Below are 12463 nucleotides of genomic sequence, written 5' to 3'. Positions count from 1 at the left end.
TGCTCGCCCCCCCCCCCGCCCCCGCCCGCGTGCCCCGCGCGGGTGGCCGGCGCCCCCGGGGGGGCCGGGCCCCCCCCCCCCCCCCCCCACGCCGGCTCCGTACCGGAGCCGGACACGTGTCACGCCGTCAGCGCCGCAGCGTCAGCAGACCTGGCCGGTAGGGCCACTGGCCGTATTCGCCGCCGGAGTTGGGGTCGCGTCCCTGGTAGAGGAACTGCAGGTTGCAGGGATCGACGGTAAAGGTCTGATCGGCGGTGGTGCGGATCAGTTCGCCATGGCTGATGTCGTTGGTCCAGGTGGCGCCGCTGTTGGCCTTGCCGGCGAAGGGGTTGCTCTCGGTCGCGGCCTGGGGTGTCCATGAGCCGTTCAGGCTGGTGGCCGTGAACGAGCGGAAGTAGCGGCCCTGCGCGCCCTGCGCCTCGACGATCATGAGGTAGCGGTCCTGGCCCTGGAGCTTGTAGACCTGCGGCGCTTCGAACAGGTTGTTCGTCGTATCGCTCATGATCGTTGTGTAGGTCGCGCCGAAACTGCTCGGGAAGTTCCCGATCGGCATGCTGGCCCGGTAGATCTTCCCGTTGTCACCGGCGAAGAAGAGGTACATGTTCGTGCCGTCAGCAATGAGCGTCTGGTCGATGGGGCCTGTGGTGGAGCCGGTGATGCTTCCGGAGAAGAGCACCTGCTGTGAGGACCAGCCATTGGGGTTGGCGGGGTCGCTCGACGTCCGGTAGGAGAAGGCGCTCCCACCCCCCCACTGGTAGGCGAGCACCCAGATGTTCTTCGGCGCGAAGTAGAAGAGCGTGGGCGCGACGACGGAGTTCGACATCGTGTTCTGGCTGGCCGAGGACATCTCCGGCCAGTTGGTGAACAGGCCGAAGTTCATCGAGCCCCAGCCCGTTCCCGGTCCCGCGCCGTGCGTCGTCGCATAGACGAGATGCCTGCCGTTGTAGGGGACGACAGTGAAGTCCTTGAGCGACGCCCACCCAGCCTTGGGCTGTGCCAGCGCGCCCGTTGAGGTCCAGCGGTAGGTCGACGGAAGAGCGCACGCGCCGGGGTTGCCGCCGCCGACCTTGACGAGCTGCCACTGCTGGTTGGCGCCGCCCCAGTCGTCGTACTGGACGATGTTCGCGTTGTCGGCGGTGGAGGCGCCTTGTACTTCGAGGGCCTTGTTGCTGTGGCGCGCGATGAACCTCACGTATCCGTCCGAGCTTTCGGCCAGCCGCCACTGCTGGTCGGTGGCGTTCAGGTCGGTCCACTGGACGATCGCGCCGCCGTTGGCGGTGGACCCGTTGTGGACGTCCAGCACCTTGCCGGAGTGGCGGGACTTGATGCGGTAGTAGCCGCCGCCGGAGTCGACGAACTGCCACTGCTGCTGGTTCTGATCGTTCCTGGCCCACTGGGTGATGCGGGCGCCGTCGTTGGTCGCCATGTTGTAGACATCCAGGGCCTTGCCGCTGTTGCGGTTGACCAGCACATACGAGGCGTTGGGCTCTACGGTCGCCGCGCCGGCGGGCTGGGCGCCGAGGAAGGTAGCCACGAGCAGGAAGGGCGCAAGGACGGCGAGTAAGCGTTTTGGACGGACCGGGGACGGGCGGCGAAACCACATCAGAGGGCCTCCTTCGGGGGGTCGGGGGTGAGGTGAACCCCCGATGAGCCACGGAGCGGACGTGCCGGGGGCAGGGACAATCTCGAAAGTTTCGGAGAATTCCCGGATACTGTGACGCCACAAGCTAGGAATCTGCGGCCCTCCGGTCAAGGCCTGTCGCCGATCTGTCCACAAACAGCGCCTCCCCTTCGGGCTTGACCAGCTGTCGCGCCGACCGGAACCACCCCGGAGTCTGCGGATACAGCGCGCCAGTTCAAGGCATCCGCGTGGAGGAGAGAAGTCGAGCAAGCAGCATCCGCGCACTCGTCCCGGCCCCGGACCTCCGCATCCGCCGACGGCGGCGCCGAGGGTTCGCCGTCCGGCTCGCCGGGATTCCGGAAGTTTCGGGCGCGGAGCCGAAACTTTTTCTGCGGGGAGTATTGACGATCCATCGTCAATACCTCAATCATCCCTGTCTGAGAAACCGGCTGCAGTTCGGAATATCGAACCACGTCGGGCTCTGAGCATCGGGCTCTGAGCAATCTGTGCTGCACAGCGCTCTGAGCAATCTGTGCTGCACAGCAGATCCACGCACAGCTGCACGACAGATCCGCGCACCAAAGCACCTGCGCCACCCCGTTTCGTTCCGGTGGGTTCGCACCAGCGCATCCTGGCTGTTCGCGCAGTTGGAGAGGTACGCGACGCCGCGTGGCGGTCCCCCGGCTGAGCCGCGATGGAGCGCCCCCATGCCTATCTCGAAACACCGCCGCCGCCCGCCGTACGTCACCCGACGGCCGACCGGGTGCCGTCCGTGCCGGTTGAGATCGTCCCGGTCCCAAGACCGCGGCGTCCGGTGATTCCGTGTTGCACGGGTTCCGGCCCGCCCCGTCCGTCTGCCGAGTGGGAGCGGACGACCCCTGCGCTTCAGTCCTTCCGTGATTTCTACCTTGGAGGCACAGTCATGGGCTCGTACGCCCTTGCCAGACCCCTTATCCGCCGCAAGATCCGCGGCCTGCTGTTGGCGCTGGTCGTCGGCGTCCTCGGTGCGGTCGCCACACTGGTCGCGCCGCCGACCGCACACGCCGCCGAGAACACCCTCGGTGCCGCCGCGGCGCAGAGCGGCCGCTACTTCGGCACCGCCATCGCCTCCGGCAGGCTGGGCGACTCGACGTACACGACGATCGCGGGCCGCGAGTTCAACTCGGTGACGGCCGAGAACGAGATGAAGATCGACGCCACCGAACCGCAGCGGGGTCAGTTCAACTTCACCGCCGGTGACCGCGTCTACAACTGGGCGGTGCAGAACGGCAAGCAGGTGCGCGGCCACACCCTGGCCTGGCACTCCCAGCAGCCCGGCTGGATGCAGAGCCTCAGCGGCAGCACGCTGCGCCAGGCGATGATCGGCCACATCAACGGCGTGATGGCCCACTACAAGGGCAAGATCGCCCAGTGGGACGTCGTGAACGAGGCCTTCGCCGACGGCGGTTCGGGAGCCCGGCGCGACTCCAACCTGCAACGCACCGGCAACGACTGGATCGAGGTCGCCTTCCGCACCGCGCGCGCCGCAGACCCGGCCGCCAAGCTCTGCTACAACGACTACAACGTCGAGGACTGGACCTGGGCCAAAACCCAGGCCATGTACGCCATGGTCCGAGACTTCAAGCAGCGTGGCGTGCCGATCGACTGCGTCGGCTTCCAGTCGCACTTCAACAGCGGCAGCCCTTACAACAGCAACTTCCGCACCACCCTGCAGAACTTCGCCGCCCTCGGCGTCGACGTGGCCATCACCGAACTCGACATCCAGGGCGCCGCGGCCACGACCTACGCCAACGTGACCAACGACTGCCTGGCCGTCCCGCGCTGCCTCGGCATCACCGTCTGGGGTGTGCGCGACACCGACTCCTGGCGACCGGAGCACACGCCGCTGCTGTTCAACGGCGACGGCAGCAAGAAGCCTGCCTACACCGCCGTCCTCAACGCACTCAACGGCGGTTCCACCACGCCCCCTTCGGACTCCGGACCGATCAAGAGCGTCGGCTCGGGCCGCTGCCTGGATGTGCCCAGCAGCAGCACCTCCGACGGCACCCAGCTCCAGCTGTGGGACTGCCACACCGGCACCAACCAGCAGTGGACGTACACCGCCGCCGGCGAGCTCAGGGTCTACGGCAACAAGTGCCTGGACGCCGCCGGCACCGGCAACGGCGCCAGAGTCCAGATCTACAGCTGCTGGGGCGGCGACAACCAGAAGTGGCGCCTCAACTCCGACGGATCCATCGTCGGCGTCCAGTCCGGCCGCTGCCTCGACGCCGTCGCAGGCGGCACCGCCAACGGCACCCTGATCCAGCTCTACTCCTGCTCGAACGGCAGCAACCAACGCTGGACCCGCACCTGATGGGACCTGTCGCAAACGAAAGGGTGAATCGATGGCGACCTACGGTGCGGTTTCCCCCGCCCCTCCACGAAGGCATCGCTGGTGGTCCCGGGTCGCCGCCGTGGTGACGGCGACCCTCGCGCTCGGCATGATCGCCGCGGTGAATCCGGCGCCCGCCGAGGCGGCGACGGTGGACACCAATGCCTGGTATGTCCTGGTCAATCGCAACAGCGGCAAGGCGCTGGAGCTCTCTGGCGCCTCCACCGCCGACGGCGCGCGGGTCAGCCAGTGGACGCGCAACGACGGAGCCCATCAGCAGTGGCAGTTCGTGGACTCCGGCGCCGGCTTCTACCGCCTCAAGGCCCGGCATTCGGCCAAGGTTCTCGACGTGGCCGGCGCCTCGACCGCAGACGGTGCCGCGATCCAGCAGTGGGCTGACCACAACGGGGCCAACCAGCAGTTCCGCCTGGCCGACTCCGACGCGGGCCACGTCCGGCTGATCAACCGCACCAGCAGCAAGGCGGTGGAGGTGCAGGGCGCCTCCACCGCCGACGGCGGCAACGTCGTCCAGTACGCCGACTGGGGCGGTGCCAACCAGCAATGGCAGATGATCAAGCTGTCGTCCGGTGGCGGCGGCGGATGCGGCAGCGCCCCGACTCTGGCGAGCGGTACGCACACGATTCAGAGCGGCGGCAAGAGCCGCAGCTTCATCCTCAGGGTTCCCGCCAACTACGCCAACAGCCACCCCTACCGGCTGATCTTCGCGTTCCACTGGCGGGGTGGAACCGCCGGCGACGTCGCCTCGGGCGGCACGAGCGGGAACGCCTGGTCCTACTACGGCCAACAGGAACAGTCGAACAACGGCGCGATCCTCGTCGCCCCTCAGGGCCTCGGCAACGGCTGGGCCAATGCGGGCGGTGAGGACGTCACCTTCGTCGACGACATGATCCGGCGAATCGAGGGCGGCCTCTGTGTCGACCCGGCGCAGCGTTTCGCCACGGGATTCAGCTGGGGTGGCGGTATGAGCTACGCACTCGCATGCAGCCGGGCGAACGTCTTCAGGGCCGTCGCGGTCATCTCCGGCGCTCAGATCAGCGGGTGCAGCGGCGGCACCCAGCCCATCGCCTACTTCGGAATCCACGGCATCAGCGACTCCGTCCTCGACATCGCGCAAGGACGGTCCCTGCGCGACAGATTCGTCAGCAACAACGGCTGCACCCCCCAGAGTCCGCGCGAGCCCGCGCCGGGCAGCCGAACGCACATCACCACCACCTACTCGGGCTGCCGTGCCGGGTACCCGGTCCAATGGGCCGCGTTCGACGGAGGCCACATACCCGGTCCGGTCGAAGGCTCCCCCGGCGAAAGCGGCGTCGCCACCTGGACCAAAGCCGAGATCTGGAGGTTCTTCGCACAGTTCCAGTGACACGTCCGGCACCACGGAGTGGAGCCAGGATGATCCTGGCTCCACTCCGTCGACGTCTGTTCCAGATCGAAGGACGGAGAGGCCGCTTCAGGCGAGTTCCCACGCCTTCGGACTGTAGGCCGCCGTGGTCGGGGGTGTGCGGTTCGTGACAGCCCCGGCCGACCGCCCCGCTTGGCAGCAGCGCTGAACCAGGGCGGCCCCGGGAACGCGCCACGGTCCCCCGACCCCGCCTTCGACGTCTTCACGTCGCCGCCCATGTAGACGCACGGCGGCCTGACCCGAGCCCCTTCGGACCATGCTGCGCGCCCTCGACGCTGAGCCTGTCGAGGACAGTGGGTACATGCTGGCGAGGCCCCTTGGTGGACCAGGTCTGTGCCGCCGGTCATGCCGAATCGCCACCACTTGCCCCACCGTCCTTACGGAAACGCCAAGGTCCGCGCCGGGAGGCGCGCAGGCTGAGGGCCGACCTGTGACTGCGCCGGACGCAGCCCTCGATCGTGCTTCCACAGGGGCGCCGTTTGGCCTGCGGTTGGTCCGGGCGAATTTCCTTGGAGTCCGTACAGTGGCGCAAGGTGTTGAGTCGATCGCACAGTGTGCTTATCGTGTCGGGTTGCCCGGCGTGCAACGACGCCTCCGGGCAACCGATTGCCCCCTGGGGAGAAGCCGAGTTTCTGAGGGCTGTAGGAACAAAGAATGTGTGTTGGGCCCGCCCCGTCTACGGCGAGGTGGGCACGTGCGGGGAGCGGAGCACGAGCAGGGTGATCTCGCTGGGGGCGAAGACACGGAACGGCGGGCCCCAGAAGCCGGTGCCGCGGCTGGTGTAGAGGAGGGTGCGGGTGCCGTGGTGGCTGAGGCCGGCGAGGGCGGGCTGGTCGAGGCGGACCAGGTGGTGGAAGGGCCAGATCTGGCCGCCGTGGGTGTGGCCGGAGAGTTGGAGGTCGATGCCGGAGGCTGCCGCCCGGTCCACGAACTTGGGCTGGTGTGCCAGGAGCAGGACGGGCAGGTCGGGGTCGGCACCGTTCAGGGCTCCGGCGAGGTGGGCGCGGTGGCCTGCCAGACCGGAGGACTCGGCGGTGACGTCGTCCACGCCGGCGACCACGAGGGTGTCGCCTCCGCGCTCGAGCAGCAGATGGCGGTTGCGCAGCGGCTCCCAGCCCAGCTCGTCCATCAGGTCGACCCAGCCCTGGGCCTCGCTGTAGTACTCGTGGTTGCCGGTGACGTATACACGGGCTCGGGTGGCCCGCACGGTGCCGAGCGGGACGGCCTGGGCGCGGCGGCGTTCGGCCGTGCCGTCCGCTATGTCGCCGGTGTGGCAGACCAGGTCGGCTTCCAGAGTGTTCACCGTCTCGCACACTCGTGCCGACCAGCGAGTGCGATCGAGTGGGCCGTAGTGGGTGTCGGTGATGAGGACGACGCGGATGCCGTCCAACCCGGCACCCAGTCGCGGGAGCTGCAGTTCGAGTCGGCGCACGCGTGGCACGCGGCGGGCTTCGGCGTACCCCCAGGCGAGCAGGACGGCGGTTACGCCGAGGACGGCCCAGGTGACGATTCGGGCCCGGTCCTGGATCTCGCCGACGTCGGCCACGGTCAGGGCGAGCCGCAGGAGGACGCCGAGCAGCACGGACCAGGTGAACAGGACCCAGCTGGTGCCCAGCAGGGTGTCACCGGTGATCGCCGCCCGGTCCTGCTGGCGCCGGCCGTGGCCGCGCACCATCGCGAGCGGCATGCCGATGAGGCCGAGGGCGAACAGGGCGGTGCCGGCCAGCGTGACGGGCAGCGGCCAGTGCTGGCCGCTGTGCAGGAGCACCCAGCAGGGCACGGCCCACAGCAGGACGGGGGCGATCAGGGGGATGTAGCGCATCAGGCGGTGCAGTCGACTCTGCCGCGGCGCTTGCGTTTCACCTTCGGCGGGCCGGGTGTCGCTCGTTTCGGTCACGCTTCGCCTCCCTGACCAGGCTGCCGTTTCACGCACTGTATCCGGTCGCCCTCGGGCCGGCCGGACCGGCGTTCATGGGTGCGGCCCTGGGGCGAAGGGGTTCTCGGGGCAGGATGGCAAGACTCCGCCGCAGACACCTCCCTTGGCACGAGCCGCGATCATCGGTCACGCTGGGGTGCGCCGCGACCAGGTCGTCGAGCAGGAGCTTGCCGCCGGTGGCGTCGTGCACGTTCGCGGCGGTGATGGTGATTAGGAGGCGGCGGCGTCCACGTCCGCGTCCGCCTTCACCAGGAAGACGATGCTGACCAGGAAGGCGACCACCACGTGACCCGCGACGGCGATCGCGAGCCGGAGCAGGACGCCGGCCCCACGCCGGTACCCGGCGCTGACCTCCTGGAGCCGCGGCGGCCCGTACCCGCCAGGCGGGCCGCCAGGGGCCTTGGCGCCGGGCCTTGGCCCGGCCGCTGATCAGACATGCGGCCCAGTTCTACGGCGCGCGGCCCCGGAACACCAACTTCCGCCGCCACAGCACGCACCGCGTCGGAGCGGCGTCCCCCGGGTCACTGCTTCACCGAGTCCCACGCGCCGGCGTTGAAGCTGCGCAGGAGAGCGATCAGCGCGGCCCCGAGCCGCCAGTCCACACCAGGTGCGTGCAGGTGCAGTTTGTCGCCCTTGGACCTGAACTCCAGCGGCACCTGCCCGTGCGCGCGCCACCGGATGCGCCGGGGTGCGCGTGCGAAGCCGCCCTCATTACCAGGGACGCTGTCGAAGACGCTGACCACGAGGACCACCGTCATCAGGGGCAGCAGGAGCCACCACATCCACCACCATACGATCCTCCCCTTGAAGCCGACCGCTTCGAAGCCGCCGGGCTGGTGTACGGTCCAGCGGGTCCGCAGGCCCCTGCCGCGGAGCGCCTTCTCGCGCACGAGCGTGCCGATGACCTCGCCGTGCGCGCCGAGCACCTGAAACCTCGCGACGCCGCCGCCTGCCGACAGGGTCATCACGGTGGCCACCCGTTCCCGGCGTTGATCGTCGGCCCACAGGGCGAAAGAGCGGGCCCCGCCGCCCCGGGCCGCAAGGTAGGCGGACGTGCCTCCCGGCGGCAGGTCGCGCTCCACGTACACGGCCGACGGCGCCGGCCCCGACCCGTCGGAGAAACTGACCATGCCCGCCACCTTCGCCTGACCCTGGCCGTCGACTCGTCTCGGCCCGCCGTACATGGTCAGTACGTTGCTGCTCATCCGCCGTGCTCCAAGTGGTAGTCGCGTGCCCAGGCCGGCCCAGTCTGTCCCACCCGCCGCCCAACGGAAAGCCCCGTCCTGCGGGAGGGTCAGCTGCCGGTTCGGGTGACAGTTTCCGTCACCCGCCACGCACTTGGAGGTCCTTCGGTGCACATCCGCAGATCAGCTGTTTGCCCCCAGTACCCAGTTAGAGGAATCGGGGTACGACCGTGAGACTGCCGGGGGGTGAGATATGCGCGGGGCGGAGTGGCAGCCGAACGACGTCCTGCGACAGGGCTGGGGGCGGCTGAGAGATGCGATGTCACAGGACGCTCAGCCCCGAGTCGGGAAGCACGCACTTACGGAAGCTGCGGGACGGGGAGCGGACCGCGAGGCTGTCGAGCCAGAGTCTGGGGGTGCCGGTGATTTGCCGGAAGCCCTCTCATTGCGCGGGAGCTTGAGCAGGTAAGGGGGCTCGGTGAACGCCATTGACCGAACCCCTCCGCCGGGGTCGTAGAAGCGGCTGTCTGGGTCAGGTGAGTGGTGGCGACGCGGGCAGGTGCTGGTCGGCGGCCCAGGAGGCCAGGATGCGCAGCCGTTCGTGGGTAGGTGAGCCGGGGGCTGCGGTCCAGACGGTCAGGTTCTGGTCGGGATCGGTGTTGGCGGTGAGGGTGTCCCAGTCCAGGACGAGTTCGCCGACGACCGGGTGATTGAGGGTCTTCGTGCCCACCGTGCGGGCCGCGACGTGGTGATCACCCCACCACTTCGCGAACTGCTTGTCCCGCATGGACAGTTCACCGACAAGCTCGATCAGGCGGGGGTCCTCGGGATACTTCGCGGCCTCCATCCGTAGTTGTGCCACGGAGATCTGCGCGGAGGTCTCCCAGTCGGCGTACAGGGTGCGCATGGCCGGCTCGGTGAAGATGATCCGGGGGTAGTTGCGGTGTTTTTCCGGGATGCGTGAGAAGTCGGTGACCAGGGCAGCAGCCAGTGCGTTCCAGGCGAGGATGTCCCCGCGCCGGCCCTGCACGACGGCCGGAGTGGCGGTGAGGTCGTCCAGGACCCGCTGCAGTTGCGGCTGGACCTTCTGCCGGCCGCGGCGCCTCGTGCGGGTGGTGGTTTTGCCGGCGAGCTGGAAGAGGTAGCCGCGTTCGTCGTCGTCCAGGTGGAGAACGCGGGCGAGGACGTCCAGCACGGGCGCCGATGCCTGCATGCGGCCCTGTTCGAGGCGGGTGTAGTAGTCGGTGCTGATGCTGGCGAGCTGGGCGACTTCCTCGCGGCGCAGCCCGTCGACCCGGCGGGGCCTGTCGGTTTCGGGCAGCCCGACCGTGCGCGGGCTCAGCTCCGAGCGGCGCTTCTTGAGGAATTCTCCCAGCTCATTGAGGGGAACGTTGCTGGTCATGCTGCCCAGCATGACACCGGTCGCACCTGGGAAAGGGGGGAGAATTTTCTCCCAGGATGTTTCCCTCCCGGGATGGATTTCTCCGCTTCTCGTGCTTGCCTTCGCGTGTGACGCTCGATGTCGAGCGGCTGGTCACGACCACCGGCTGCGGCACACCGACCCTCGCACCGAAGGAAGCACTCCATGCGCGGAGCAGTCATTCACGCCCCCGGCGACGTGCGCTTCGAGAACCTCGACGACCCGGAGATCACCCGGCCCACCGACGCGATCATCCGTACGGTCGCCACCTGCGTGTGCGGCTCTGACCTGTGGCCCTACCGTGGCGCGGAACCGATCGGCGACCCGCACCCGATGGGGCACGAGTACGTCGGCATCGTGGAGGAGGTGGGCAGCGAGGTCGCCAACGTCAAGCCGGGCCAGTTCGTGGTCGGCTCCTTCGCCACTTCGGACAACACCTGCGTGAACTGTCGTAACGGCTGGCAGTCCAACTGCCTGCACCGCGAGTTCATGAGCACCTGCCAGGCCGACTACGTCCGCATCCCCAACGCCCACGGCACCCTCGTCGCCACCGACGAGCACCCGGACGCCGAGACAGTGCCCAGCCTGCTCGCCGTCTCCGATGTGATGGGCACCGGCTGGTACGCCGCCCTCGCCGCCGAGGTCGAGCCCGGCTCGACGGCCGTGGTCGTTGGCGACGGAGCAGTCGGCCTGTGCGGTGTCATCGCCGCCAAGGAGCTGGGCGCGGAGCGGATCATCGCCATGAGCCGTCATGAATCCCGCCAGAAGCTCGCCCGCGAATTCGGCGCCACCGACATCGTCACCGAACGCGGCGTCGAAGGCATCGCCCGCATCAAGGACCTCACCGACGGCATCGGCGCCGACTCTGTCCTGGAGTGCGTCGGCACCGCCGAGTCGATGCGGCAGTCCCTGCACTCGACCCGACCCGGCGGCAACGTCGGCTTCGTCGGCGTCCCGCACGAGGTGGCTGTCGACGGCGAGGAACTCTTCTTCTCCCACGTCGGCCTGCGCGGCGGCCCGGCACCCGTGCGCGCCTACCTGCCCGACCTGATCGACCGGGTCCTCTCCGGCCGGATCAACCCGGGCAAGGTCTTCGACCTCACCCTGCCCCTGGACCAGGTCGCCGAGGGCTACAAGGCCATGGACGAGCGCCGCGCCATCAAGGCCCTCCTCAAGCCCTGACCACGCACGCCTCCACGCCCGGGGCCGCACCCAGGCGGTGCGGCCCCGGGCCGGAAAGCCGGAAACCACCCCCGCTCACACAAGGACCGACCATGACGACCTTCGCCCTCGTCGGCGCGGGACCCGGCCTCGGGCTCGCCACCGCCCGCCGCTTCGGAGCCGCCGACCACACCGTCGCCCTGATCTCCCGCGACACGGAGAAGCTGGACGGCCTGACCGCCGAACTCGTCCGTGACAACATCCAGGCCCGCGGCTTCACCGCCGACGCCCTCGACGTCGAGTCGCTGACCGCGGCCCTGCACGCGGCAGGAACAGCCCTGGGGCCCATCGAGATCCTCCAGTACAGCCCGGTGCCGCGCGCCGACTTCATGAAGCCGGTCCTCGACACGAGCGCCGATGACCTCGACGCCCCGTTCGCCTTCTCCGTCAAGGGCCCCGTCACCGCCGTGAACGCCGTCCTGCCCGGCATGCGCGAACTCGGCCGCGGCACCCTGCTCTTCGTCAACGGCTCCAGCGCCGTACGCCCCAATCCCAAGGTGGCCGGCACCTCGATCGCCTTCGCCGCCGAGAGCGCCTACGCCCGCATGCTGCACGACGCGCTCGCCCCGGAGACCATCCATGCCGCTCAGCTGATCATCCCCGGAGCGATCCGGCCCGAGGCCGAGCACAGCAGCCCCGACGTCCTGGCCGAGCGCCTGTACGACATGCACGTCAAGCGGGACGGCTTCCGACACTACGCCGAGCCCTTGCCCGACTAGCCACTGGACGACCCCGTGAACCTCGCCCTCCCTCGCACTCTCGCCCGCGTGGTCCCGGCCGCCGCCCTGCTGCTGGTCATGACCGCCTGCGTCGACGATTCCCCGCCCTCCTCCGCCTCCTCCTCCGAACCCGCGTCGCCGCAGGCTTCGACGGCCCCGGCAGCCACCACACCGAACGGCAGGACAACCGCGATGAACATCCGGCTCACCCTCGACGGCCACCACATCGCCGCCACCCTGAAAGACAGCCCCACCGCCCGCGACTTCGCCGCGGAGCTCCCCCTGACCCTCTCCCTGCGCGACCTCAACCAGGCCGAGAAGATCGCCGATCTGCCCCGGAAGCTGTCCACCTCCGGCGCCCCGGAAGGCGCCGACCCCGAGGTAGGTGACCTGGCGTACTACGCGCCCTGGAACCAGCTCGCCTCCTACTACCGCGACGCCCCCTACGCGGCCGGCCTGGTCATCCTCGGGCACATGGCCGCCGGCGGCGCCGAGCGGCTCGCCACCACCGACGAGATCACCATCGAAGCCGCGCCCTGACCCGCCCCACCTCTCGCCCTCGTATGAA

The 12463-nt window shown here is 69.1% G+C and carries 9 protein-coding genes; 5 read left to right on the top strand and 4 right to left on the bottom strand.

The genetic code is table 11. The features are described from left to right. Positions 1–127 precede the first annotated feature (127 nt). Positions 128–1603, bottom strand: a complete 1476-nt coding sequence (locus ACFWJX_RS30835; RefSeq protein ID WP_383249565.1) for a non-reducing end alpha-L-arabinofuranosidase family hydrolase — start codon at positions 1601–1603, stop codon at positions 128–130. Between the two features lie 940 nt (positions 1604–2543). Here ACFWJX_RS30835 and ACFWJX_RS30830 point away from each other — a divergent pair. Beyond that, positions 2544–3974 carry an endo-1,4-beta-xylanase gene (locus tag ACFWJX_RS30830; RefSeq protein ID WP_383249563.1) on the top strand — a complete coding sequence of 477 codons (1431 nt, stop codon included), beginning with the start codon at positions 2544–2546 and terminating at the stop codon, positions 3972–3974. Positions 3975–4074: 100 nt separating this feature from the next. Continuing rightward, positions 4075–5376 carry an RICIN domain-containing protein gene (locus ACFWJX_RS30825; RefSeq protein WP_383249639.1) on the top strand — a complete coding sequence of 434 codons (1302 nt, stop codon included), beginning with the start codon at positions 4075–4077 and terminating at the stop codon, positions 5374–5376. 715 nt (positions 5377–6091) lie between these two features. Here ACFWJX_RS30825 and ACFWJX_RS30820 read toward each other — a convergent pair. From ACFWJX_RS30820 to ACFWJX_RS30810, 3 genes are all read right to left on the bottom strand, one after another. Then, the gene (locus tag ACFWJX_RS30820) at positions 6092–7312 is read right to left on the bottom strand and encodes a metallophosphoesterase (RefSeq protein WP_383249561.1); all 1221 of its coding nucleotides are present in this window, start codon (positions 7310–7312) and stop codon (positions 6092–6094) included. Between the two features lie 560 nt (positions 7313–7872). Then, positions 7873–8556 carry a hypothetical protein gene (locus tag ACFWJX_RS30815; RefSeq protein ID WP_383249559.1) on the bottom strand — a complete coding sequence of 228 codons (684 nt, stop codon included), beginning with the start codon at positions 8554–8556 and terminating at the stop codon, positions 7873–7875. A 511-nt stretch (positions 8557–9067) separates the two neighbouring features. Beyond that, positions 9068–9949: a helix-turn-helix transcriptional regulator gene (locus tag ACFWJX_RS30810; protein ID WP_383249557.1), complete on the bottom strand. Its 882-nt coding sequence runs from the start codon at positions 9947–9949 to the stop codon at positions 9068–9070. A gap of 171 nt (positions 9950–10120) precedes the next feature. Here ACFWJX_RS30810 and ACFWJX_RS30805 point away from each other — a divergent pair, with 171 nt between their 5' ends. The 3 genes from ACFWJX_RS30805 (at position 10121) to ACFWJX_RS30795 (ending at position 12435) form a co-directional block, all read left to right on the top strand. Further along, positions 10121–11137 carry a zinc-dependent alcohol dehydrogenase family protein gene (locus tag ACFWJX_RS30805; RefSeq protein ID WP_383249555.1) on the top strand — a complete coding sequence of 339 codons (1017 nt, stop codon included), beginning with the start codon at positions 10121–10123 and terminating at the stop codon, positions 11135–11137. A 92-nt stretch (positions 11138–11229) separates the two neighbouring features. Continuing rightward, positions 11230–11895, top strand: a complete 666-nt coding sequence (locus ACFWJX_RS30800; RefSeq protein ID WP_383249553.1) for an SDR family NAD(P)-dependent oxidoreductase — start codon at positions 11230–11232, stop codon at positions 11893–11895. Between the two features lie 15 nt (positions 11896–11910). Continuing rightward, positions 11911–12435: a cyclophilin-like fold protein gene (locus ACFWJX_RS30795; protein ID WP_383249551.1), complete on the top strand. Its 525-nt coding sequence runs from the start codon at positions 11911–11913 to the stop codon at positions 12433–12435. Positions 12436–12463: the final 28 nt, after the last annotated feature.

The sequence above is a fragment of the Streptomyces sp. NPDC058335 genome, from assembly GCF_042723915.1.
In the GTDB taxonomy this organism is placed as follows: Bacteria; Actinomycetota; Actinomycetes; order Streptomycetales; family Streptomycetaceae; genus Streptomyces.
This window is presented reverse-complemented; position numbering and strand designations above follow the sequence as displayed.